The sequence below is a fragment of the Arthrobacter sp. Y3221159 genome, assembly GCF_059089885.1.
The window spans coordinates 28,979-50,649 of the sequence record NZ_JBNHFC010000018.1; the positions used below are offsets into that span (position 1 = coordinate 28,979).

Below are 21,671 nucleotides of genomic sequence, written 5' to 3' on the forward strand. Positions count from 1 at the left end.
CTAGTTGGAGGAATCGAGGTCGCGGCAGGCCCGGTAAAGGTCCTTCCAGTCGGGGCGGTTGCGGACCACTGTTTCCAGGTACTCCTGCCAGATGACCCGGTCCTGCACCGGATCCTTGATCACGGCACCTACCAGGCTTGCAGCCACGTCCCCGGCCCGGACGGTGCCGTCACCGAAATGGGCAGCCAGGGACAGGCCGTTCGTCATCACAGAGATGGCTTCCGCCGTGGACAGGGTGGCCGACGGCGACTTGATGGTGGTTCGCTGGTCCTGCGTCACGCCGGCCCGGAGCTCCCGCATCACCGTAACCACCCTCCGGATCTCCGAGAGCTCCGCGAGGTCCGCCGGCAGGTCAAGCGCACTGCCCAGGGCACGGACCCGTGCGGTGACGATTTCCACCTCCTGGTCGATGGTGTCGGGAAGCGGAAGCACCACCGTGTTGAACCGCCGGCGCAACGCGGAGGACAGGTCGTTGACGCCCTTGTCCCGGTTGTTGGCCGTTGCAATGATGTTGAAGCCCTTTCGCGCCTGCACTTCGGCGTCCAGCTCGGGAATGGGAAGCGTCTTCTCGCTGAGAATCGTGATCAATGAATCCTGCACGTCCGAGGGAATCCTGGTCAGCTCCTCGACCCGGACCAGGCTTCCGGACTCCATGCCCCGCATCACGGGCCCGGGGACAAGGGCCTCGCGTGACGGGCCGTCGGCGAGCAGCCGCGCATAGTTCCAGCCGTAGCGCAGTGCTTCCTCCGGCGTCCCGGCGGTTCCCTGCACCACCAGGGTGGAGGAGCCGGAGATTGCCGCGGAGAGGTGCTCGCCCAGCCAGGTCTTCGCCGTGCCCGGCACGCCCAGCAACAGCAGTGCCCGGTCGGTGGCCAGGGACGCCACCGCGATCTCCACCAGCCGGGACGAACCGAGGTACTTGGGCGTGATCTCCACCCCGTTGGGCAGGGTGCCGCCAAGGATGTACGTGGTGACGGCCCAGGGGGAGAGCCGCCAGCTGGGCGGGCGGGGCCGGTCGTCGGCGGCGGCCAGTGCCTGCAGTTCCCTGGCGTAGGCGTCCTCGGCATGGGCGCGGACAATGTCGGCGGGTGCCTGGGCATCGGTCATGGAAAAGCCTCCGTCAGTGATTGTCGGAATGAAAGGTACTGGACGGCGTCCCGCAGGACACGCCGCCGCGAACCGTCGTCGTCGGGACGCGCGAGCAGGCGCCGGCACTCGTCGGCGGCCTCCGGCGGAAGCGCACCGGGCAGGATGGAAGCCAGCATGCCCGCCATGTAACCGTTCTCCTTGCGGGCGATGACCTCAAGGACAGCTCCGGCGAGCGGCGCACCCCAGGGCGTTGGAAGGTCGCGGAGCAGCTGAACCAGCGCCACCGGCTGGATGCCGCCGGACCGCAGGTGCTGCAGCAGCCACCGCTCGCGTTCTTCAGGGGGCAGGCAGGACAGGAGCCGCGGGTCTGTGCGGACACCCAGCAGGGCCCGTGCCCACTCCGGCTCGTCCCTGAGGACCGCGGTGGCGCTGATCGCACCGATAATGCGGGGTTCCGCGTCCAGCAGGGCGAGCGTGCCTGCGGGGTCCCGGCCTGCCGCCGTCGTCCATACCGCCAAGGGTGCGCCGCGGATGATCGCATCCAGCCAACGGAACCGGTCCGGGTCCCCAGTGGCTGGCGCCGGGGGCAGCCCGTCCCGTAGGGCGGCAGCGTCGGGATCGGGCGGCAGGTCGACCTCCAGCCGCTTGCGGAGCATGCCGCGGGTGCCCAGCAGGGGGCGGAGGCGGGCGGCCATGCGGGTTGCCCGGGCGCTGTCCGGAAGCCGGTCGAGGAGCCCGGCCGCAACCTCCCGCACGCTTTTTGCTTTGTCATCCAGCGCCCGTTCCAGCAGGGGCTCGTCAGCCGCGGAGAGGTTCGTCGAAAGCAGCGCCAGGAGGGTGGCGCGGTCGCGGGCGCCAAGGCCGTCCCAGTCCGCGGCCAGCTTGCCGGCTGCGGCAGCCGGGTCGGTGCTCCGCAGCCGTTCCAGGTTGGCGGCGGTACCGGCTTCCTCCGCCACCGGCCTAGTGCCGGGCAAGGGGGCCGTGCGTCCTGGCCGCAGGACGTCCTGAAGCCAGCGGCCGCGCGTCCCGATGGCCGGGTGGAGCCGTTCTGCGACGCGCGGCTGCGAGTCCGCCAGCGAGAACAAGGAAGGCAACAGCGGGTGCGGCACCCGACGGCCTGCGCGTTCCGCGAGCTGAAGCCAGTCAGCCACCAGGCGGGTCCGCAACTCAGCCCCGACCGGGGGCTGGTTAAGGAGCAGTTCCAAAAGCCTGGCGGCTTCACCGTCGGCTGCCGGGGCGTCATCAGGCGGCGCCGCCGGCAGGTGGCCGTCCGGAACCTGCCCGGCGGTCCGCGCCGCACGCATTGCCACATCCGCCAGGGCCGCCTGCTCAAGCAGCGATTCCTCGGCAGAGAGGCCGACGGGAGCGTCGAGGTTTAGTTGGGCCGGCGGCGCAGGGGCCGGGTGGCGGCCCGTGCCCACGAGCGCAGAGGCGCGGAGTTCCGCCAGCCACCTCATGCGGCCACCACAGACCCGCCAACAACAACCGACAGGGGACGCAGGCGGCCGTCCTCCAGTTCCCCGAAAAGTTCGACGGCGTGCCCGCCTGTCAGCGCAAGCAGGTAGTCGAGGCGGGCGTCAACCAGTGGCAGTCCCTGGCCGGACCCGTCCTGCACCCACCCGTGGTCCACGGGGCAGATCCGGACGCCGGAAAGCAGTACCGGATGCCGGTCCCGCCAGGGGGAGGCCGCGACGGCGCCCGACTCCGCTTCCAGGGCCTGCTGGATGCTGCAGCCCGGACCGAGCCCTCCGGCCGCACCCCGGGGCGCGGCCGGAGCGTTGAACAGGGCACGCCGGGGTGCGGTGCCGGGATAGCGTGCGACGGTTCCGTCCAGCATGGCCCCTGCCAGTTGCGGCATGGCAAACGCCTCACCCCGGGCGGCGAAGTCGAGGAGCACCACCACTGTTCCGTCCGGGCCGCGCAGCCAGGTGCGCTGCTGCTGGAGGCGGCCGTCGTCGCTCCGGTGGGCGCCCAGCACCAACCAGGGTCCGGGCAGCGCCTCGGACCCCTGCACCTCAGCGGAGGGCGTAGGCCATCCCACTGCTGCGCGAAGGTCAGCCAGTTCTGAGGGCCCAAGCCGGTCCCGCTGCCGCCAGGCCTTGGTGAGGGCCCACCAGCGGCCCGCATGGAGCAACAGGTGGTCGGCCCAGTCGGCGCGGGCATGGACGTCCGATCCCATGGCACGCACCTGGTCGGCCAGGCCGGGAAGCTGTGCATCAACCAGCCGGGCCGCCACCCCGTCCCACCAGGAGTACGGCTGGTTGCGTGCCGGGGCGAGCCCTGTCCGCGCCAGGTCTGCCAGCCAGCGGGCAAAGTCGTCAATACCGGTGTCCATCAGCGCCATCCGGTCTGCCAGTCGCCTGGCCTGCGCCGCCGGATCCGCAGGCTCAGCACCCTGGCGCTGGTTGCGGGCAACGGAGAGACCGGTCCGTTTGGCTGCCCATTCCTGGGCAAAGCCGGCGGCCTCACTGCCGGCCGCGGCGGCCTCGCCCCGGGCCCACAGGAGCAGCAGGGCGAGGGCATGCTTGCAGGGGAACTTCCTGCTCGGGCAGGTGCAGCGGTATGCGGGCGCCGTGGTGTCCACGCTTACCTGGTACGGGGTCTTTCCGCTTCCCTGGCACTTTCCCCAGACCAGGTCCTCGTTGCTGCCGGTATCGGACCAGGGTCCCGGATGGGCCAGCCTGCGCGCGGCCGCGAGGGAGGCGTCGTCGGGCGCGGCGCTGACAACCCGGTCCTCGCTCCAACGCCCCATGAACCACATTGTGCCTGATGCGGGACGGTTCCGGCACAGCTGCGGCGAACCGGATTCAGTGTGTCTCTTTCCGCAGGTCAGGGAGCATTGACAGGGCCTGTTGCCAAGAGCACGCTGGAAGCGCAGTCGATGGGGTGCGCGGGCCGCGGCGTCCACGACGCGCAGCCCGTGCCACGTCCCGCTACCCGGATCCCCTCGCCGGTTTCCGGACGAACAGCAGCACAACTCTCCGCCAGGAGGAACAGAAAATGACCGCAGTAACGGTCAAAGCCCTTGAGTCAAAGTCCTTCGACGAGCCCGACGAAAAGCGCCGGCCGCCGAAGACGCAGGTTGATGTGGTCACCCTCGGAGACACCACACTGGCGAGGATGACTTTCGAACCCGGCTGGCGCTGGTCGGAAACGGTGAAGACGGTGGTCCACACCGACAGCTGCCAGGTCAACCACCTGGGCTTCTGCACGGCCGGGACCTTGACGGTGGAAATGGAGGACGGCACCCGGGCCACGGTCACGGCCGGAGGCGCCTATTCGATCCCGGCCGGCCATGATGCCTGGGTGGAGGGCGATGAGACGTTCGTGGGCTACGAGCTCATGAGCGCCGCCACCTACGCCAAGCCTGCCTGAGGATCAGGCTGCGTACGCATCCGCGGCGGACAGCGCCTCGTCCAGGACGGCCAGGCCCGCCGCGGCGTCGTCGTCATTGACATTCAGCGGGGGAGCGACGTGCAGCCGGTTGCCCAGGACCAGAGGCAGCAGGCCCCGCTCCAGGCAGCCCTTTGCCACGGCAGCCATCGGCGCGTTCGTCGGGCCGACGGCGCCCGGCGGCACCAGCGGCTCCCGCGTCACCGGGTCACGCACCAGCTCCAGGCTCCACAGCCCGCCAATGCCGCGCACGTCCCCGATAACCCGGTGCTTGCCGGCGAGCTCCCGCAGGCCGGGCCCCAGCACCTCGGAACCGAGGCGGGCAGCGGCCGCAACGGTGTTCTCGTCGCGCATCGCCGAAATGGCGCCCACGGCAGCCGCGCAAGCCAGCGGGTGGCCGCTGTACGTGAGGCCCGCCGGGTAGGGGCGGGTGGTGAACAGCTCGTAAAGAGCATCGGAGATCAGGACCCCGCCCAGGGGCACGTACCCGGAGTTGACACCCTTTGCGAACGCCATCAGGTCCGGTGCCACACCGGCATGGTCCACGCCGAACCAGGCCCCCGTGCGGCCAAAACCGGCCATTACCTCGTCGGCAATATAGACAATGCCGTGCCGGTCGCAGAGCTCGCGGAGCCCGCGCAGGTATCCCGGCGGGGGTACGATGACGCCGGAGCTGCCTGTTACCGATTCCAGGACCAGCGCGGCAATGGTTCCGGGGCCTTCGAGCAGGATCACCTGTTCCAGGTGGGCCAGGGCGCGATCACATTCTTCCTCTGGCGTCGTCGATCCGAACGCCGACCGGTACAGGAATGGTCCAAAGAAGTGGACAGCGCCGGCCGTTCCGGTGTCAGAGGGCCAGCGGCGGGGGTCGCCCGTAAGGTGGATCGACGTCGTCGTCGAGCCGTGGTACGAGCGGTAGGCGGCGAGCACCTTAGGCCGCCCTGTGAAGAGCCGTGCCATCCGCACCGCATGCTCGATGGCCTCCGTGCCGCTGTTGGTGAAAAGGACATGGCCCAGGCCCTCCGGAGCCACGTCCACGATCAGGCGCGCCGCTTCTCCCCGCACATCGGAGGCCCAGCCGGGTGCCAGCGTGCAGAGCCGGTCCGCCTGCTCCCTGATCGCCGCTACGATGCGCGGATGCTGGTGGCCGAGGTTGGCGAACACCAGCTGCGAGCCGAAGTCCAGGTATCGCCGGCCGCCGTCGTCGAAGACATGGCTTCCGGAGCCCCCCACCAGCGTCGGCACGTCTCGCGGCCCCTGCACCGCCCAGGGATGGAACACCAGGTCGTCGAGATTCATGCCACCCTCCGTTGGGCTCCGCATAGGCCCGGTATGACCTGCTTGCATCCTATGCCTGGCAACGGCAGGCCTGCGTGGGCGGCTGCAAACCCCGGCAGATCCGTGTCAGGATGCAGGTATGCCGGACCGCCTGATGCTGCTGGACACTGCCTCCCTGTATTTCCGTGCCTTCTTCGGCATGCCGGACACGGTCCGCCGGCAGGACGGAACACCTGTCAACGCGGTCCGCGGGCTGCTGGACATGGTCGCGAGGCTGGCCACCGACTACCGGCCCACGCACCTTGTGGCCTGCTGGGATGATGACTGGCGTCCCCAGTGGCGCGTGGACCTCATTCCGACCTACAAGTCGCACCGGGTGGCCGAGGCCGTCGTTGACGCCCCGGACATCGAGGTTGTCCCGGACGCGCTCGAGGCACAGCTTCCCATGATCCGCGAGGTGCTGGGCCTTGCCGGCATCGCCATCGTGGGTGCCGCTGAGCATGAGGCCGACGACGTCGTGGGCACCTACGCGAGCAATGCCGCCTTCCCGGTGGACGTGGTCACCGGCGACCGCGACCTTTTCCAGGTGTGCGACGACGGGCGGCAGGTCCGCGTCATCTACACCGCCCGCGGGATGCGGAACCTCGAAGTGGTCACGGAGGAAACGGTGGTGGCCAAATACCGGGTGCTGCCGCAGCAGTACGCCGACTATGCCACCCTCCGGGGCGACGCCTCCGACGGGTTGCCTGGCGTTGCCGGTATCGGGGAGAAGACGGCGGCTTCCCTGCTCCTGAAGTACGGCACCCTTGAGGGGCTGCTGGAGGCGGCAGAGGACGACGCCGGCGGACTGGCCGGCCCGGTCCGGGCCAAGCTCGCCGCTGCCGCCGACTACCTCAAAGTAGCTCCCGCCGTCGTCCGGCTGGTGCGGAACCTCGAACTGCCCGGCCTTGAGGAGGCCGGCGCGCGCCTGCGGCCGGTGACCGGGAACCCGCGCGCGGAGCTGGAGCGGCTGGCGGCGGACTGGAACCTGGGCGTGTCGGTGCGGCGGCTCCTCGACGCGCTCGACCGGACGGCGTAAGACCACCATCCCGGGCGTAACACTGGCCGGCGTGTGACGGCCGGTGTCGCGCAATGACCCTCCATGACGGCCCGTTGCGGGACGCGTCGGAGCGTTGCGCAGAGGCTTGATCACGGTGCCGGGCCTTTGGTTTGGTGAGGTGACGATCCAAGTGAGAGGCCACGCCCATGACATTCACCTCCGACCTGGCACCCCGCCGGCTACGGGACATTTTTGGCACCTTTGCCACCGGCCTGACGGTCATCTCAGGCTCCACCGGGAACGGGCCGGCCGGGTTCACCTGCCAGTCCTTCGCCTCCCTGTCCCTGGAACCTGCGTTGGTCACCTTCAACCCCGCGAGGACATCAAGCACCTGGCCGGTGCTGAGGGAGGCCGGCTCCTTCACTGTCAATATCCTTCCCGCAGAGCACCAGGACCTGGCCGCGCAGTTCGCCCGGTCCGGCTCGGACAAGTTTGCCGGGGTCAGCCATACGACCTCGCCGCTGGGCAACCCCGTTCTTGACGACGCCCTTGCCTGGATTGACTGCGAGCTGCACGCCGAATACGACGGCGGTGACCACACCATCGTGGTGGCGGCCGTGCGGCACCTGCGTGCCCGCCGGAACGCCGAGCCGCTGCTGTTCTTCAAGGGGCGTTATGCAGGACTGGCACCGGCGGAGCGACTCCTTGAGGCTGCCGGCTGACCTGCCTGTCAGGAAAAGAAAGCTGCCGCAGCCGTGGATGGCTGCGGCAGCATTCTTTTCGTGATGATCAGTAGGAGATAAAAGCCACCAGCTCGCCCACCCGGTCCTCGGGGTAGTTCTTGGCGATATCGCCCTGGCTGAGGACGCCGACGAGGTTGTGCCCGTCAATAACCGGAAGGCGCCGCACCTGGTGGTCCTGCATGGTCCTGATCGCCTCTTCGATGGAATCGTCGGCGCCGATGGTCACAGGCTTGCCCTGGCCGAGTTCACCGGCTTTGACTGACCGTGGGTCGCCGCCTTCCGCCAGGCATTTGATGACGATATCGCGGTCCGTCAGCATGCCCTTGAGCCGGTTGTCCTCGCCGCAGATGGGGAGCGACCCAACGTCGAGGTCCTTCATTTTGCGGGCGGCCGCCTCCAGAGTCTCGTTCTCGCCGATGCACTCCACGCCGCCGGTCATGATTTCCCGTGCCGTTGCCATGATTGTCTCCTGATGCGATACCTCGTGTGATTTTTTGCCCGGAAGGCCCTGCGGAAAGCCGCTGCCAGCTGCGGATCCGAAGACCGAACCGTTGGAAAAATGCTAAGCCTACTGATTATTACTGTCCAGAGCCGGCGGGTGTTCTTCGCGCCGGTCCGCGCAGGCGCCGGCGGCTTTTCGCTCAGACTCCCTTCTTGCACCTCCTAAGTTAGGTAGTAAGCTTGCTGAGCATTACTAGTAAGCTTGCTGATGAATCGGATGATGGAAGCAGGAGTAATGGGCACAGTGTTTGCGGTTGCCTTGTCAATCACGCTGACGGCCGGGGGAGCCGCGGTGGCAGCGGGCGCCCCCTTCGGCGGCGCTGCAGGCCTGGGCGGCCAGTATCTCGCCGGCCACGTCCTGCTGGGCGTGGGACTCGGCCACCTGGCGGCAATGCTGGTGCGGTCCGGCCTTGGCAGGATTGTCCGCCGGGTCCGCTCCCGCGCCGCTTCAACCCCTGCGGTGACGGCTGCGGCGTCCACCCTCCCGGCAGCAGAGGCGCCCGAGGTCCGGCTTGCCACTGTGTCCGTGCTGGCACCCAGGCCCGCAGCGGTTCCACCCCTGCGGGGCCGGCATGCGGCCTGACCTGCAGCCTGCCGGGCAGCAGAGGCTGGCGGGAGCGGCACGTCCAGTCAAAGCAAGGTCAGTAAAAGCCCGGCAAGTGGCAGCGGGGCCGGTGCCGGGGAGGCGGGTGCGTACAGCAGCCGCAGCGCTTGCAGCCGCGCTTGCCGTGGCCGCCATTGTCTTCGCGGCGACCACCGGTTTCCGGCCGTCCGATTCGGATACAGCAACGCTCCGGGGCTTCCAGATCAGGGTCCTGAGCATCAGCCAGGCCGCCGCCGAGAACCGGATGGAAGGAGCCCTGGCCGCCCTTCAGGCGCTGGAAAGCGACCTGGATGCCGCGGCCCGGGATGGGCGGATTTCAGCACCGCGGCTGCGTGGCATTGAGACAGCGCTGGCGGCTGTCCGCACAGACATCGACGGGTACTTGGCTTCGCAGGCGTCCCAGGCGGGCGCAGCGGCCGCACCGGGTACCACGGAAACCGTCCCGTCTGAGGCAGCGGACACCCAGCCCCAACCTGTCCGGCAGGTGCCGAAAGAGCCGGTCATTGCGCCGCTGCCACCGGCCGACCAGGCCGAACCGCCCGCTGCGGTCCCGGAGGTGGCCAAGGAGAACAAGGGGAAGGGCAAAGCTCAGGGCAAGCAGTAACCCTCTGGACCGGGCAAAATGGACGGGTGACTTTATCCAGGCGGCAGGAATGGCCCCTCGAAGCTAAGGCCTTCGACCTCGATGCCATCGGTGCGGGGCTGGCATTCGCAGGCTCGCTTGGCGCGTTGAAGGATGCGCTTGCCAACGGCACGGCAGTAGTACAAGCGCCGCCCGGCACCGGCAAAACCACCCTTGTTCCGCCCTTGCTGGCAAACCTCGTGCACCCCGCTGGACGGGTGGTCGTGACGCAGCCGCGGCGTGTTGCGGCGCGTGCTGCGGCACGGCGGCTCGCTGCCCTGGACGGGTCCCGGCTTGGCGGCCGGGTGGGCTACACGGTCCGCGGGGAACGGCAGGCAGGAGCGGAAACGCTCGTTGAATTCGTAACCCCGGGGATTCTCCTGCGCCGCCTGCTGGCCGATCCGGGCCTTGAGGACACTGCCGCCGTCGTCCTGGACGAAGTGCACGAGCGCGGCCTCGAGACCGACCTGCTGGTCGGCATGCTGGCCGAAGTGCGGCAGCTCCGCGGTGACCTGACCGTCGCCGCAATGTCCGCCACCCTGGACGCGCCCCGTTTCGCTTCCCTGCTGGGGGATCTCGACGGCGGACCCGCGGCTCCCGTGGTCGACTGCCCTTCGGTGCTTCATCCCTTGGCATTGGCGTGGGCTCCGGGCGGGGGCCTGCGGCTGGACGGCAGGGGAGTGGCGCCGGGCTTCCTGGACCACCTGGCGGAGACAGCGGCACTGGCGCACTCGGAAGTGCTGGCCGAAGACAGCAGCGTGGACGCGCTGGTTTTCGTTCCCGGTGCCCGGGAAGTTTCACAGGTGGCGGCAGGGCTGCGGCGGCGGCTGGGGCCGGCCGTGGACGTGCTGGAACTGCATGGCCAGGTGGGCGCCGCTGAGCAGGACCGGGCGGTGTCGGGACGCAGGCCGGGGGATCGCCCGCGGATCATCGTTTCGACGGACCTGGCCGAGTCGTCACTGACCGTACCGGGGGTGCGGCTGGTGGTCGATTCCGGCCTGGCCCGTGAGCCGCGCAGGGACTCCGGCCGCGGGATGAGCGGCCTGGTGACGGTTTCCTGCTCGCGGGCATCGGCAGACCAGCGTGCGGGACGGGCTGCCCGCCAGGGCCCGGGAATAGTAGTGCGCTGCTACAGCCAACAGGCGTATGGGGCGTCACCTGCCCACGTAACACCGGAGATCAAGGTGGCGGACCTAACGGGGGCTGCGTTGACGCTCGCCTGTTGGGGGTCCCCTGGCGGTGAAGGCCTGGCCCTTCCGGACAGACCGCCGCGGCAGGCCCTCGAGGACGCCGTGGAGGTGCTGCGGGAACTCGGCGCGGTTTCCGCCGACGGGCATGCCACGTCCGCCGGCAGGATCCTGGCCGGGATTCCGGCTGACCCGCGGCTTGCCCGCGCCCTGCTTGACGGTTCCGCAGCCCTCGGAGCCCGGGAAGCCGCCGAAGTGGTGGCGGCCGTGGCCGGCGACCAGCGGGCTCCGGGCGCGGACCTGCCCGGCCTCCTGTCCCGGCTCCGGAGTGACTCCGGCCCCGCCGGGCGGCGCTGGGCCGAAGAAGCCCGGCGGCTGGAACGACTGGCCCGGAACATGTCTTCCGCCCCGAAACCGGCCCTATCCATCGACGGCGCGGACAGCGCGGCGGTGGGGGCCGTCGTCGCCCTCGCCTTTCCCGACCGGGTGGCCCGCCTGGTACCGGGCGACGGGCCGGCCCGCTACCTGCTTTCCTCCGGGACACGGGCGGGACTTCCTGCAGGAAGCACCCTGTCCGGGCAGGAATGGCTGGCCGTGGCCGAGGTGTCCCGGGCCGACGGACGGGACTCTGCCGGCACCGGTGCCGTCATCCGGGCGGCGGCACCGTTGACCGGCGAACTTGCCCTGGCCGCTGCCTCCGGCCTCGTCGCCGAGACTGTCGAGGCGCAATTCGGCCAGGGGCGGGTGACGGCCCGTAAGGTCCGCCGCCTCGGCGCGATCGTGCTTGCTGACACGCCAGTCCGCCCCGGACCGGAAGAGGGCAGGTCCGCAGTTATCGGCGCCCTGCGCAAGGAGGGTCTGGCTGTCCTGGAATGGTCGACGGCGGCCGCGGGCTTACGCCGCCGTATTGCCTTCCTGAGGCGGGAACTGGGGGAGCCCTGGCCGGACGTCTCAGACGCGGGCCTCCTGCTGTGCCTCGATGAGTGGCTGGGACCTGAGCTCGAAACGCTTGCGGCAGGGGCCGCCGTCGGGTCCGTGGACCTCGCCCAGCCGCTGCGCCGGCTGTTGCCCTGGCCCGAGGCCGCCAGGTTGGACGACCTTGCCCCGGAATGGCTGGAGGTTCCCAGCGGCTCACGGGTCTCCATCGACTATCCCGGCCACGATGAGGACGGCGCCCGCCCGGTGGTCGCCGTGAAGCTGCAGGAGTGCTTCGGCCTCGCCGAGTCGCCGCGGCTGCTCGGCGGTACCGTGCCTGTGCTTTTCCATCTGCTGTCCCCGGCCCGCCGTCCGCTGGCGGTGACCGACGACCTCACTTCCTTCTGGTCCGGCCCCTACAGCCAGGTCCGGGCGGAGATGAGGGGCCGCTACCCCAAGCATCCGTGGCCGGAGGACCCCTGGAGCGAGCCTGCCACGGCCCGGACCAAGCAACGCAGGTAGCCGTTTCGAGTTGCTTCCTGTCTGTGTTGGTGCGGCCGGGTGATAACTCCGATACAAGATCGAAACGTTGCGTCGACGTGCTGAAACATGCCTTGGCTAGGCTCACAGGTACATGGACAGCGTGGTCCATTCAACTTATGGAAGGACGTAAAGATGTTTCTCTTGAACAGCCTTAACCTCTTGCTCGACGGCCGGCGCGGCGACGACGCCTGGTCTTCCAGCGGGAGCACCGGAAAAACGGATTTCCCCGAGGGGCAGCTCACCTCCGCAGCCTGGGAGGGCTGGTGGCACGAGGAGGCCGCGTAGCGGATGCTGCCCCGGGGGCCTAGTGACTGCTGGCGCGGATGAACCCGGCGACGGGCGCTCCCAGCGAAGCCCCTATCTCGTCCGCCTGGCGTTTCTGGCCGGCCACGGCGAAGGAATGGTCGCCGCCCTCCATCCACTGAAGTACAGCTGACGGCCCGATGCGGGAGACTACGCCCTCGAGGATTTCGGGTGTGGCAAAGGTGTCGCGGGTGCCCTGCAGGAACAGCATGGGGGTGGTGATCCCGTACAGGTGCTCGTCACGCAGTTTCTCTGGTTTTCCCGGCGGGTGCAGGGGATACCCCAGGTAGATGAGCCCGTCGGCCGGCATCCCGTCCGCCACCGCCATGGACGCCATCCGGCCGCCAAACGACTTCCCGGCAGCCCAGAACGGGCCGGAGCCTCCATACGCGGCAGCCTGCCGGACAGCCTCCGCCATGGCGGCCCGCCAGGTGGCGATGGCCGCGGGAGGCCGGTCAGGAAACCGGCGCCCGGCTTCACGGTACGGGAAGTTGAACCGAAGGGTAGCCAGTCCCAGGGCATTAAGGGCCCCGGTGAAGCCCCGGAGGAAAGGATGTTCCATGCCGGCTCCGGCACCGTGGGCGACCACCACCGTAGCCCAGTGCTCTTCGGGGCAGGCATAGGCCGCGGAAACCTTGGTCCCGTCCACGTCAAGGGAAAGGTGTGTTTCGGCATCGGGCATGACTCCATCATGCCTGACCGCGGCGGCTGAAATGTGCCGCCTTCAGGACGGCGGGGTGTACGTTGTCCCCATGGCGAGCGAACAGACCACCATCACGGTCCAGGGTCCCCACGGTGAACGCGCGATGCGCATTTCCAGCCCCAGCCGGGTCCTCTGGCCTGACTTGGGACTGACCAAGCTGGACCTGGCCCGCTACATCTGCGATGTGGGGGAGGCCTTCATTGCCGCGAACGGCGACCGGCCCGTGTCCCTGCAGAGGTACTCAGACAACATCAACGGGGAAATGTTCTTTTCCAAGAACCCGCCTAAAGGCACCCCGGACTTCGTCCGCTCGGTCAAGGTGGTTTATCCCAGCGCACGCTCCCATCCGCAGCTGGTGCTGGATGAGCCTGCGGCGGCAGTGTGGGCAGTCCAGATGAACACAGTGGTGTTCCATCCCTGGCCGTCCCGCACAGAAAACACTGACAACCCGGACCAGTTGCGGATCGACCTCGACCCGCAGCCGGGAACAGATTTCGACGACGCTGTTCCGGCTGCGCTGGTCCTCAAGGAAGTGCTGGCGGAAGCGGGCATGGACTGCTTCATCAAAACGTCAGGAAACCGGGGCCTCCACGTCTACGCGCCCATCGCGCCCGTCCGCGAGTTCCTGGATGTCAGGCACGCCGTGATTGCCGCAGCGCGGGAAGTCGAGCGCCGGATGCCGGACAAGGTGACCACGGCCTGGTGGAAGGAGGAACGGGGCCAGCGGATTTTCCTCGACTTCAACCAGGCCAACCGGGACCGCACCATTGCCGGCGCCTACAGCCCGCGCGCCCTGCCGCATGCGCCGGTCTCCTGCCCCATCACCTGGGATGAGCTGGGGAACGCCGATCCGAAGAACTTCACCATCCTCACTGTTCCGGAGCGCCTGCGGACCACCGGCGACCCCTGGGCCGATTTCCACCGAAACCCCGGCAGCATCGACACCCTGCTGGAGTGGTGGGAACGCGACGTCAAAGACGGCCTCGGTGAACTGCCCTTCCCGCCGGACTACCCCAAGATGCCCGGCGAGCCGCCCCGGGTACAGCCAAGCCGGGCCAAGAAGCAGGACTGATTCTTAACCGCCACAGCTCCTGCTCCGGACTTGCGGCAGCATTGATCTATCTATCCAGGTCCGGCCCTGCCTAACACCTGGACAGAGTTCTTCGCCGCAGTGTGTTCCCGGCTAGATGCCTTTGAATCGGTGAGTGTGTCACGCAACCGGCCGCTTGCGGGAGCTGCGGCCGCTGCTGGTCCGCCGCCAGGCAATGGCAGCGCTGTTGATCGGTAGAGATGCCCGGTGGGTGTTCGGGTCTGGACTGTGTGCCGGAGGCCCGGTGTCAGTAGCGGTTTTGCTGCCCAGCCGGGGGTTTCTTTGGTGTGGTTGCAGGCTTCGCAGAGCCCTTGGCCGTTCTTCGCGGTGGTGGTTCCGCCGTTGTGCCAGGCGGTGATGTGGTCGTGGTGGCGGATGGGCGCGTCGCAGTAGGGTGTGCGGCAGGTGTCGTCCCGGACCTGGAGGAAGCGTTTGAGCCCTGCCGGGAAGAGCCTGGCCCGGGAGTCCATCGCGACCAGTTCTCCCGTTCTGGGTGCGGTGAAAAGCCGACGGACCCAGGTTGGCAGTCCGCGCATGCCATGGGCGTCGGCGCCGGAATGTTCGGGGCTGACGAGGAGGGTGCGGGCGGTTTCGGCGGGGATGATGCCGTAGCCGGGGATCCTGGCCGGTTCGCTGTCGCCCTGGAACAGGGCCCGGTCGGTCATCACGACCTGGAGGTCGATGCCGGTGATCCCTCCCGGAGTTCCGGTGACGCGTTCGACCAGGGTGTCGGCCATGACCTGCCCGCGGGACCCTTCATCCCCGGCCGACCGGGCAGCATCGGCGTCCCGGGCCAGCGCGGCGTGTGCGGCCACGCCCTGGGCGACGGGCAGCAGCGCGGTCAGGTACGTCATCGTGTCCGAAGCCGGCCGCAATGACACGGTCCGCTCCGTCACGGCATGGGCTGCCCGCTTCGCAACAGAACGCGGGTCACGTCGATACGCCGTGGCGCGGACGGCGCTGGTGATGGCGTGGTCTCCGGCGCCGTCGAAGGTGCCGGTGTCGGCGGCGAGTTCCTCATCGACCGCTGCCCGGTCCTCCACGGTCAGGCAAGCTGTCTCTTTTATGATCAGGGTGGTCCGCCACTCGTTCAGCCGCCCGGTCCGGAACGCGGCCAGCGTCCGCGGCATCCCCGTCAGCGCTTTCGCCATCCCTAGAAGCCTGCCGCCCCGGGCGGGGGATTCCCGCCGCGCCAAAGCAATCTGGGCAGCAACACCCGTGCCCTGCTCCTCGGCCGGAACACCCGCAGCGGCCTGCTCCCGCCGCTGGGACAGATCAAAGGCGACAGCGATCTCGGCCTGCCGGGCGGCGGACAAGGACTTCAAATCCTCGAGCTGCCGCAGCTGGTCGATCATCCCCGCACCATCAGAGGAGACAGGCACCCGGGCGAGCAGAGCAAGCACATCCGCGATGGTCGGGACACCACCGCGCCCCGCCGTTACCGCTCCCAACGCCCCAACCGCCTCCATGAATAGAGTCTTCCAGCGAACCCTGACAATCCGGTCCAGGCAAGAGCGCTATGTGGAAAACCATCCGTGCCTCGACGTCGTTTCCTTCACCGCAGGATGCTCAAGGCCCGCTCCGCTCGGAGCGGGCCTCAAGTAACCTGGCTTAGTTGGTGGTGCAAGTCCCGGTGCTGTGGTTGTAGCTGTTTGCGCCGTTGACCTCGACGTAATTTGTGTCCAGTACGCAATTCAGGCCATCTGAGTAGGACAGAATGTCCCAACCATCGACCCTGGTCACCTTCGGGTCAAAGTAAACGGTTCCGTCCGGAACGACTATCGACGATCCGAAAACGGCAACGTATCTCCGTGCCCCATCACTTGACCACGAGCCGCCAGGGTAAGTCGTGGCATCCGAGTACTCCCGGTACCCCTGGAGGATTGCAGTGCCCGACGGTGTAACCACTTTGATCCGGCGCTCTTCCATGGTCAGGCACGTGATGACGCCGGGCGCTAGTTCAGTGCATTCGCTGGAGGACGTCGTTTCCGTGCCTTCGGTGCTGGCCGCATGGGCCGGGAGTGGTGCCGCGACTGCCAGGGCCGCGACGACGGCCCCACAGGCTGAAAGGCGGAGCAGGTGTTTGGTGCGCATGAGACGATTCCCCCATTTAGTTGGCGGCCCCAGCGGCCGCTCGTGGAGCCTATCAGCCTGACCCTGATGGCCCGCCGTCACATCGACGCACGCCAGCTACCGCAAGAAGTTCAGCGCCGCGGACCCGGCAGGCCGCCGTCGTACGCTACCGCAACCGGAACCTACTCGAACCGGGACGCGTCTCCGGCGCCGTGCCGGACAACTTCCGCCAGGCCGCTGGAGAAGTCCACCACGGTGGTAGGTTCGGCTCCGCAGTCGCCGGCATCGATCACCGCATCCACCTGGTGGTCCAGCCGTTCCTTGATGTCCCAGCCCTGGGTCAGCGGGTCTTCCTCGTCCGGCAGCAGGAGCGTGCTGGACAACAGCGGCTCGCCCAGCTCGGCCAGCAGCGCCTGGACCACCCGGTTGTCCGGGATCCTGACGCCAACGGTCTTCTTCTTGGGATGCAGCAGCCGCTTGGGAACCTCCCGGGTGGCGGGCAGGATGAACGTGTAGCTCCCTGGGGTGACGGACTTGATGCTCCGGAACACGTCGTTGCCGATGTTCACGAACTGACCCAACTGGGCGAAGTCACGGCAGACGAGGGTGAAGTGGTGTTTGTCGTCCAGTTGCCGGATGCTGCGGATCCGGTCGAGGGCGTCCCTGTTGCCCATCTGCGCGCCCAGCGCATAGCAGGAGTCGGTCGGGTAAGCGATCAGCCCGCCGTCGAGGATGATGCGCACAGCCTGGGTGATGGCCCGCGGCTGGGGATCCTGGGGATGAACGTCGAAGTATCTGGCCATGCCCCGAGCCTAGTGGCACCCGGCCCTGCCTGCACGAAGGTGCCAAACCCCCTACCAGCGCGCCCTTCTTTGGGGCAGGATGTTGTCTGGTTTCACCGTGTCAGTCCCCACTAAGGAGATTAACCATGCCGACCATCCTCAACCCTTACCTCAACTTTCGTGACAACGCCCGCGAGGCGCTGAACTTCTACCAGTCCGTGTTCGGCGGCGACCTCCGCGTCAGCACGTTCGGGGATTACCAGGCCAGCGAGGATCCCGCGGAGGGGGACAAGATCATGCATGGCATGCTGACCACACCGCAGGGTCTGGTCCTCATGGGCGCCGACACCCCGAACAGCATGGAATACCGTGAGGGGTCCGCCATCTCCATCTCGCTCAGCGGCGAGGACGAGGCAGAGCTGCGGGGCTACTACGAGAAGCTCAGCGGCGACGGCGGCTCGGTCACCGTCCCGATGGAGAAGTCCCCGTGGGGTGATGTGTTCGGCATGTGCACGGACCGCTACGGCATCGGCTGGCTGGTTAACGTCAACGCCGCCCAGGGCACCACCGGCGCGGCCTGATCCTGGCCGGACTGTCTCCCCGGGGATCATTCCCCGGGGAAGCAGTCCCGACCGAAATCCTCCTTGAGGCGCGCTGCGGCGCCTGCGACGATGGACGGGTGGAGTCCCTTTTCGAGTTCCTGTCTGACAAATGGTGGCTGGTCTTTCCGCTGGCTGCCTTTACGGGACACTGGGCCAGCAGTTGGCGCAAGGCCAGTGAGCGCCGGCACCAGCGCAAGGTGGAACTGTACAAGCTGCGCAACCAGCACCTGGCAGCGGAGCAGGCGTCAACGGCGGAAGTGGAAGCCCTGATGGCAACCCATGACGCCACCAACCGGCGCTGGCTGGACTATGAACTGGACGTCGGCAAACTCATCGATTTTCCGCTCATGACGGATGTCCGGGAACCTTTGACCGTGGCATTCCTGCGGGCGAAGCGGGAGGCCGACGGCCAGCGACCTAACGCTGCAACGGACATCACCTCACCCGCCCGGCTGGAGGCCTACCGGCAGGCCGTCAACAGTTTTGCCGTGGCACTGGATGTGGCCGAGCGGGAAGCCCGGCGCATCAGGGACAGCAAGTTCAGTGGACCTGAGCGTGAGCGGCTGGCCACCGCCCGGAAGCTGCTGATGATCGCGGAGAACCAGGCTGCCACCCCCGCCGAGCGCCAGGCAGCGTACAAGCGGGCGCGGCGCGAATTGGACGGCCTTATCGTCCTGCCGGACGTGACTGTCGCCGCACTGGAGGAGCGCATGGCCCCCGGGCTGGACACGGGACGGGCGCCTTCGGAGTTCCGCCGGAGCTGAGAGGCAGCGCAGCGTGGGCCGCACGCTTTATATCGACGTCGACGGCGTCATCTGCCCTTTCGGCCCGGCGGGAACCACCGGATGGGGTTCAGCGTGGTGCCTTGCGGATGCCGGCCTCCTGCCCGTTGCCTATGCCAGGGAACTGGTGGACGGGCTGAATTCGCTGGCGCGGGCCGACGGGGTCCGCTGCGTTTGGCTTACCAGCTGGGAGGAACTTGCTCCGCAGTACTTGTGCCCGGCCATCGGTCTCGACGGCGGCAGCTGGCCCTATCTCTCGGCAACCGGGCCGTCGGGCGGAAACGAATGGTGGAAGCTGCGCGCCATCCAGGACGATGTGGAAGCGACGGGTCCGGACGCGGTGGCCTGGATCGATGACCAACTGGATTTCGAATCGGAGGCGCAAGCGTGGGCACGGCTGCTGGGCAGGCGGATCCGCCTTGTTTCGCCTCATCCGCGCCGGGGGATTTCACCGGCTGAACTGGCGGCGGTCCGCACGTTCCTGACCCAACCGATGTTTTGACCTGATGGCCGGGACGCGTACGATCGATAAGGTTTCCCGCCGGTTTGGTAAACGCCGCAACTCATTCCACACGAACAGTCGGTGAATTATGCTGTCCAAGGCAGCAGCCGGGGGATAGAAACTGCCGAACGTCGTCTCTGCAGATTGGGCAACAGGTGGATATCACCTTCATGGTGGCGCTGGTCATTGCGCTGGCATTATTTTTCGACTTCACGAACGGCTTCCACGACACCGCAAACGCCATGGCCACCCCCATTGCAACCGGTGCCATCAAGCCGAAAACCGCGGTAACCCTGGCTGCCATCCTGAACCTGGTGGGCGCCTTCCTGTCCACCGAGGTGGCCAAGACGGTCTCCGGCGGCATCATCCGTGAGGGCTCGGACGGCATCCAGATCACGCCGGACATTATTTTCGCCGGCCTGATGGGTGCCATCCTCTGGAACATGATCACGTGGCTCAAGGGCCTGCCGTCCAGTTCCTCCCACGCGTTGTTCGGCGGCCTGATCGGCGCGGCGATTGCCGGCATCGGGTTCCACTCCATCAACCTTGAGGGCCTCATGCAGAAGGTCATCCTCCCCGCGATTTTCGCGCCCCTCATCGCCGGCATCGTGGCGTACGTGTGCACCCGCCTCGCCTATGCCCTCACGTCACGCCACGATCCCGAAACGGGCAGCAAGCTCACCCAGAAACGCGGCGGCTTCCGCACCGGACAGATTTTTACCTCCAGCCTGGTGGCGCTGGCCCACGGCACCAATGACGCGCAGAAGACCATGGGCATCATCACGCTGGTCCTGATCGCAGCCGGTACACAGGAGCCTGGCTCCGGCCCCCTCTTCTGGGTCATCGCTGCCTGCGCGTTCGCCATCGCTATCGGCACCTACGCCGGCGGCTGGCGCATCATCCGGACCATGGGCGCCGGGCTGACCGAGGTCAAGCCCGCCCAGGGGTTCGCCGCCGAAACCAGCACCGCGTCCGCCATCCTGGCGTCCTCCCACCTTGGCTTCGCCCTGTCCACCACCCAGGTGGCCTCCGGATCCGTGATCGGCTCCGGGATGGGTCGCAAGGGCACCAGCGTCCGCTGGAGCATGGTGGGGAAGATCGCCCTCGGCTGGCTCTTCACCTTGCCCGCCGCGGGCATCGTGGGTGCCCTCACCGCCCTGCTGGTCAAGACCGGCGTGGTGGGCGTGCTGATCGCGGCCGTTGCCGGCACCGCCGCCGTACTCTTCATGTTCTTCTACTCACGCAAGTCGGCCGTGGGCCACCACAACGCCATTGAAGTGGAGGAAGCCGGCCAGGCTGTCCGCTTCAGGAAGAAGAAGGCCATGGCCCGAGCGAGGGCGCAGGCACACAAGGCACAGCAAGAGGCCGAGGCGCAAGCCGACGCCGACGCCAGCAACCCGAAGGAGCCCCGGCGATGAAGTGGCTGGAACTCGTGACCGTGGCCGGCGCCACCCTGATCGCGGCCGTTACCGTGGTGACCCTGTACTCGCTGGGTGTCCGGCTCACCGCCATCGCTGCCGATTCCCAGCAGGCATCGCCCGGCATCAAGAAATCGTTCGCCTACGTGTGCTTCGGCCTGTGCGGCCTGGCCGTGCTCTTCGGGCTGTACCTGATCATCCCGTACTTCTCCGGCTAGTCCGGGCGGGGGCTCGGAACACTGTCCACGCCGGGCGGCTTTGGCTAGGCTGGGCGCATGCCTCGCTTCCAGTACTTTGTCGCTGCCTCGCTGGACGGCTTCATCGCCACGTCCACCGACGACCTCGGCTGGCTCCTGCAGTTTGACGGCTTCGAGGGCGGATCCGAAAGCTACGACGCCTTCATGGCCGACGTGGGCTGCATCGTCATGGGTGGGGAAACCTACGCCTGGCTGATGGCGCACGAACCGGACAAGTGGCCGTATTCCGGGACGCCGAGCTATGTGTTCACCAGGCACGAGTATTCCGCACCCTCAGGGGCGGACATCACCTTTGTGCGGGGCGACGTGGGTGAGTTCGTCGAGGACTTCCAGCGTGACGCTGCAGGCAGGAACGTCTGGGTGGTGGGCGGCGGAAACCTGGCCGCCCAGTTCGCCGACGCCGGGCTGCTGGACGAGATCATCCTCTCGGTCATCCCGGTGGTCCTTGGCGACGGCAAGCGGCTGCTTCCGCTGGCGGGCCCGACGCCGCCCCTTGAGTTGGCTGCCTCGCGCACCCTGGGCAGGGGCGTGGTGGAGCTGCGCTACCACTTCAACCGCGATAGTTCCTAGCAGCTCCCGGCTGCCGGAGCTCGCCAGGCACCCGGCTACTGCCCTGCCGGCGCGTTCTTCCTGATCAGGTTCGTGATCCGGGCGGTCGAGAGCCGCCGGCCCTGTCCGTCCGTCATGACGATCTCGTGCGTTGCCAGGGTCCCGCCCAGGTGGATGGCGGTGCATGTCCCGGTCACCATGCCTGTTGAGATGGAACGGTGATGCGTGGCACTGACCTCGATCCCCACCGCGTGCCGGCCGTCGCCGGCATGCATGGCCGCGGAAAACGAGCCCAGCGTCTCGGCCAGCACAACATGCGCACCGCCGTGCAGGATGCCGGCCACCTGGGTGTTGCCCTCCACCGGCATGGTGGCCACTGTCCGTTCGGGGCTCATCTCAAGGAACCGGATACCCATCTTCACCACCAGTGCGCCGATCCCGTACCGGCCCAGCCAGCCATGCAGGTGGTCCGGAACGCCAGCCGCCGTCAGCTCCTCCGCGAAGGGGCCGGGCGTGAAATTGTCCATCATGCCAACTAGGCTGGCACCTGTGAGTGAAACAACCAAACCGGCCCCTTTCCCGTCCGAAGTTCTTCCGCAGGACCCTGCCCTGGAAGGCGGAAGTGCCCAGGGCGGCACCGTCGTGAAGGACAAGATTCCTGCTCCCGCCGGTGAGTCGGTTTCAGCCACCGCAGCC

At 67.9% G+C, this 21,671-nt stretch carries 24 protein-coding genes; 14 read left to right on the forward strand and 10 right to left on the reverse strand.

The window, feature by feature from the left end:
- Genes AC5RT3_RS16890 through AC5RT3_RS16900 form a run of 3 tightly spaced genes read right to left on the reverse strand, consistent with a single transcriptional unit; the run spans position 1 to position 3,841 of the window.
- Positions 1–1,107, reverse strand: a complete 1,107-nt coding sequence (locus AC5RT3_RS16890) for an ATP-binding protein (protein WP_494009034.1) — start codon at positions 1,105–1,107, stop codon at positions 1–3.
- Positions 1,104–2,546 carry a DUF5691 domain-containing protein gene (locus AC5RT3_RS16895; RefSeq protein ID WP_494103345.1) on the reverse strand — a complete coding sequence of 481 codons (1,443 nt, stop codon included), beginning with the start codon at positions 2,544–2,546 and terminating at the stop codon, positions 1,104–1,106. The genes AC5RT3_RS16890 and AC5RT3_RS16895 overlap by 4 nt, the downstream gene beginning before the upstream one ends.
- A complete protein-coding gene (locus AC5RT3_RS16900; protein WP_494103344.1) occupies positions 2,543–3,841 on the reverse strand; it encodes an SWIM zinc finger family protein in 1,299 nt (432 codons plus the stop codon). The genes AC5RT3_RS16895 and AC5RT3_RS16900 overlap by 4 nt, the downstream gene beginning before the upstream one ends.
- A 248-nt stretch (positions 3,842–4,089) precedes the next feature.
- On the opposite strand from AC5RT3_RS16900, the gene AC5RT3_RS16905 reads away from it, so the two are divergent.
- Positions 4,090–4,464: a cupin domain-containing protein gene (locus AC5RT3_RS16905; protein ID WP_133346879.1), complete on the forward strand. Its 375-nt coding sequence runs from the start codon at positions 4,090–4,092 to the stop codon at positions 4,462–4,464.
- A 3-nt stretch (positions 4,465–4,467) separates the two neighbouring features.
- Here AC5RT3_RS16905 and AC5RT3_RS16910 read toward each other — a convergent pair whose 3' ends face one another.
- Positions 4,468–5,781 carry an aspartate aminotransferase family protein gene (locus AC5RT3_RS16910; RefSeq protein ID WP_494124716.1) on the reverse strand — a complete coding sequence of 438 codons (1,314 nt, stop codon included), beginning with the start codon at positions 5,779–5,781 and terminating at the stop codon, positions 4,468–4,470.
- Positions 5,782–5,899: 118 nt separating this feature from the next.
- Between AC5RT3_RS16910 and AC5RT3_RS16915 the strand changes: the two genes are divergently transcribed.
- The gene (locus AC5RT3_RS16915) at positions 5,900–6,838 is read left to right on the forward strand and encodes a 5'-3' exonuclease (RefSeq protein WP_494124717.1); all 939 of its coding nucleotides are present in this window, start codon (positions 5,900–5,902) and stop codon (positions 6,836–6,838) included.
- 167 nt (positions 6,839–7,005) lie between these two features.
- On the forward strand, positions 7,006–7,521 hold the full coding sequence (locus AC5RT3_RS16920; RefSeq protein WP_494052238.1) for a flavin reductase family protein: 516 nt from the start codon (positions 7,006–7,008) through the stop codon (positions 7,519–7,521).
- Positions 7,522–7,588: 67 nt separating this feature from the next.
- Here AC5RT3_RS16920 and AC5RT3_RS16925 read toward each other — a convergent pair whose 3' ends face one another.
- Positions 7,589–8,002, reverse strand: a complete 414-nt coding sequence (locus tag AC5RT3_RS16925; RefSeq protein ID WP_494052239.1) for a CBS domain-containing protein — start codon at positions 8,000–8,002, stop codon at positions 7,589–7,591.
- A 276-nt stretch (positions 8,003–8,278) separates the two neighbouring features.
- Here AC5RT3_RS16925 and AC5RT3_RS16930 point away from each other — a divergent pair, with 276 nt between their 5' ends.
- The 4 genes from AC5RT3_RS16930 to AC5RT3_RS16945 all read left to right on the forward strand — a co-directional run bounded on the left by AC5RT3_RS16930 (position 8,279) and on the right by AC5RT3_RS16945 (position 12,199).
- A complete protein-coding gene (locus AC5RT3_RS16930) occupies positions 8,279–8,626 on the forward strand; it encodes a hypothetical protein (RefSeq protein WP_494052240.1) in 348 nt (115 codons plus the stop codon).
- A 106-nt stretch (positions 8,627–8,732) separates the two neighbouring features.
- The gene (locus AC5RT3_RS16935) at positions 8,733–9,251 is read left to right on the forward strand and encodes a hypothetical protein (protein WP_494124718.1); all 519 of its coding nucleotides are present in this window, start codon (positions 8,733–8,735) and stop codon (positions 9,249–9,251) included.
- A gap of 26 nt (positions 9,252–9,277) precedes the next feature.
- Complete coding sequence (hrpB, locus tag AC5RT3_RS16940) at positions 9,278–11,893, forward strand: ATP-dependent helicase HrpB (RefSeq protein ID WP_494124719.1); 2,616 nt, start codon at positions 9,278–9,280, stop codon at positions 11,891–11,893.
- 153 nt (positions 11,894–12,046) lie between these two features.
- Positions 12,047–12,199, forward strand: a complete 153-nt coding sequence (locus AC5RT3_RS16945; protein WP_494052243.1) for a hypothetical protein — start codon at positions 12,047–12,049, stop codon at positions 12,197–12,199.
- A 19-nt stretch (positions 12,200–12,218) separates the two neighbouring features.
- Here AC5RT3_RS16945 and AC5RT3_RS16950 read toward each other — a convergent pair whose 3' ends face one another.
- Complete coding sequence (locus tag AC5RT3_RS16950) at positions 12,219–12,899, reverse strand: alpha/beta hydrolase family protein (RefSeq protein ID WP_494052244.1); 681 nt, start codon at positions 12,897–12,899, stop codon at positions 12,219–12,221.
- Positions 12,900–12,969: 70 nt separating this feature from the next.
- On the opposite strand from AC5RT3_RS16950, the gene ligD reads away from it, so the two are divergent.
- Positions 12,970–13,992 carry a non-homologous end-joining DNA ligase gene (gene ligD / locus AC5RT3_RS16955; RefSeq protein WP_494052245.1) on the forward strand — a complete coding sequence of 341 codons (1,023 nt, stop codon included), beginning with the start codon at positions 12,970–12,972 and terminating at the stop codon, positions 13,990–13,992.
- Between the two features lie 50 nt (positions 13,993–14,042).
- Here ligD and AC5RT3_RS16960 read toward each other — a convergent pair whose 3' ends face one another.
- From AC5RT3_RS16960 to AC5RT3_RS16970, 3 genes are all read right to left on the reverse strand, one after another.
- Entirely contained in the window at positions 14,043–15,479 is a 1,437-nt protein-coding gene (locus tag AC5RT3_RS16960; RefSeq protein WP_494124720.1) for an HNH endonuclease, read from the reverse strand.
- A gap of 142 nt (positions 15,480–15,621) precedes the next feature.
- Entirely contained in the window at positions 15,622–16,104 is a 483-nt protein-coding gene (locus AC5RT3_RS16965) for a hypothetical protein (protein ID WP_494124721.1), read from the reverse strand.
- A 161-nt stretch (positions 16,105–16,265) separates the two neighbouring features.
- Positions 16,266–16,886, reverse strand: coding sequence for an L-threonylcarbamoyladenylate synthase (locus AC5RT3_RS16970; RefSeq protein WP_494052247.1), 621 nt, complete (start codon positions 16,884–16,886; stop codon positions 16,266–16,268).
- 125 nt (positions 16,887–17,011) lie between these two features.
- Here AC5RT3_RS16970 and AC5RT3_RS16975 point away from each other — a divergent pair, with 125 nt between their 5' ends.
- The 6 genes from AC5RT3_RS16975 (at position 17,012) to AC5RT3_RS17000 (ending at position 20,996) form a co-directional block, all read left to right on the forward strand.
- Positions 17,012–17,446: a VOC family protein gene (locus AC5RT3_RS16975; RefSeq protein WP_494052248.1), complete on the forward strand. Its 435-nt coding sequence runs from the start codon at positions 17,012–17,014 to the stop codon at positions 17,444–17,446.
- 98 nt (positions 17,447–17,544) lie between these two features.
- Complete coding sequence (locus AC5RT3_RS16980) at positions 17,545–18,231, forward strand: hypothetical protein (RefSeq protein WP_494124722.1); 687 nt, start codon at positions 17,545–17,547, stop codon at positions 18,229–18,231.
- A 13-nt stretch (positions 18,232–18,244) separates the two neighbouring features.
- Complete coding sequence (locus tag AC5RT3_RS16985; protein WP_494052249.1) at positions 18,245–18,751, forward strand: HAD domain-containing protein; 507 nt, start codon at positions 18,245–18,247, stop codon at positions 18,749–18,751.
- Positions 18,752–18,906: 155 nt separating this feature from the next.
- On the forward strand, positions 18,907–20,169 hold the full coding sequence (locus tag AC5RT3_RS16990) for an inorganic phosphate transporter (RefSeq protein ID WP_494124723.1): 1,263 nt from the start codon (positions 18,907–18,909) through the stop codon (positions 20,167–20,169).
- Complete coding sequence (locus AC5RT3_RS16995; RefSeq protein WP_009357630.1) at positions 20,166–20,387, forward strand: hypothetical protein; 222 nt, start codon at positions 20,166–20,168, stop codon at positions 20,385–20,387. The genes AC5RT3_RS16990 and AC5RT3_RS16995 overlap by 4 nt, the downstream gene beginning before the upstream one ends.
- A 57-nt stretch (positions 20,388–20,444) precedes the next feature.
- Positions 20,445–20,996: a dihydrofolate reductase family protein gene (locus tag AC5RT3_RS17000; RefSeq protein WP_494052251.1), complete on the forward strand. Its 552-nt coding sequence runs from the start codon at positions 20,445–20,447 to the stop codon at positions 20,994–20,996.
- A gap of 35 nt (positions 20,997–21,031) precedes the next feature.
- On the opposite strand, the gene AC5RT3_RS17005 is transcribed toward AC5RT3_RS17000, so the two are convergent.
- Positions 21,032–21,505, reverse strand: a complete 474-nt coding sequence (locus AC5RT3_RS17005) for a hotdog fold thioesterase (protein ID WP_494052252.1) — start codon at positions 21,503–21,505, stop codon at positions 21,032–21,034.
- Positions 21,506–21,671: the final 166 nt, after the last annotated feature.

Bases quoted from the DNA above. Each gene is read 5' to 3' on its own strand.
- AC5RT3_RS16890 (WP_494009034.1), bottom strand. From the start codon at position 1,107: ATGACCGATGCCCAGGCACCCGCCGACATTGTCCGCGCCCATGCCGAG.
- AC5RT3_RS16910 (WP_494124716.1), bottom strand. From the start codon at position 5,781: ATGAATCTCGACGACCTGGTGTTCCATCCCTGGGCGGTGCAGGGGCCG.
- AC5RT3_RS16920 (WP_494052238.1), top strand. From the start codon at position 7,006: ATGACATTCACCTCCGACCTGGCACCCCGCCGGCTACGGGACATTTTT.
- ligD (WP_494052245.1), top strand. From the start codon at position 12,970: ATGGCGAGCGAACAGACCACCATCACGGTCCAGGGTCCCCACGGTGAA.
- AC5RT3_RS16970 (WP_494052247.1), bottom strand. From the start codon at position 16,886: ATGGCCAGATACTTCGACGTTCATCCCCAGGATCCCCAGCCGCGGGCC.
- AC5RT3_RS16895 (WP_494103345.1), bottom strand. From the start codon at position 2,546: ATGAGGTGGCTGGCGGAACTCCGCGCCTCTGCGCTCGTGGGCACGGGC.
- AC5RT3_RS17000 (WP_494052251.1), top strand. From the start codon at position 20,445: ATGCCTCGCTTCCAGTACTTTGTCGCTGCCTCGCTGGACGGCTTCATC.
- AC5RT3_RS16995 (WP_009357630.1), top strand. From the start codon at position 20,166: ATGAAGTGGCTGGAACTCGTGACCGTGGCCGGCGCCACCCTGATCGCG.
- AC5RT3_RS16950 (WP_494052244.1), bottom strand. From the start codon at position 12,899: ATGCCCGATGCCGAAACACACCTTTCCCTTGACGTGGACGGGACCAAG.
- AC5RT3_RS16900 (WP_494103344.1), bottom strand. From the start codon at position 3,841: ATGGGGCGTTGGAGCGAGGACCGGGTTGTCAGCGCCGCGCCCGACGAC.
- AC5RT3_RS16905 (WP_133346879.1), top strand. From the start codon at position 4,090: ATGACCGCAGTAACGGTCAAAGCCCTTGAGTCAAAGTCCTTCGACGAG.
- AC5RT3_RS16945 (WP_494052243.1), top strand. From the start codon at position 12,047: ATGTTTCTCTTGAACAGCCTTAACCTCTTGCTCGACGGCCGGCGCGGC.
- AC5RT3_RS16930 (WP_494052240.1), top strand. From the start codon at position 8,279: ATGGGCACAGTGTTTGCGGTTGCCTTGTCAATCACGCTGACGGCCGGG.
- AC5RT3_RS16915 (WP_494124717.1), top strand. From the start codon at position 5,900: ATGCCGGACCGCCTGATGCTGCTGGACACTGCCTCCCTGTATTTCCGT.
- AC5RT3_RS16960 (WP_494124720.1), bottom strand. From the start codon at position 15,479: ATGGAGGCGGTTGGGGCGTTGGGAGCGGTAACGGCGGGGCGCGGTGGT.
- AC5RT3_RS17005 (WP_494052252.1), bottom strand. From the start codon at position 21,505: ATGATGGACAATTTCACGCCCGGCCCCTTCGCGGAGGAGCTGACGGCG.
- AC5RT3_RS16965 (WP_494124721.1), bottom strand. From the start codon at position 16,104: ATGCGCACCAAACACCTGCTCCGCCTTTCAGCCTGTGGGGCCGTCGTC.
- AC5RT3_RS16975 (WP_494052248.1), top strand. From the start codon at position 17,012: ATGCCGACCATCCTCAACCCTTACCTCAACTTTCGTGACAACGCCCGC.
- AC5RT3_RS16925 (WP_494052239.1), bottom strand. From the start codon at position 8,002: ATGGCAACGGCACGGGAAATCATGACCGGCGGCGTGGAGTGCATCGGC.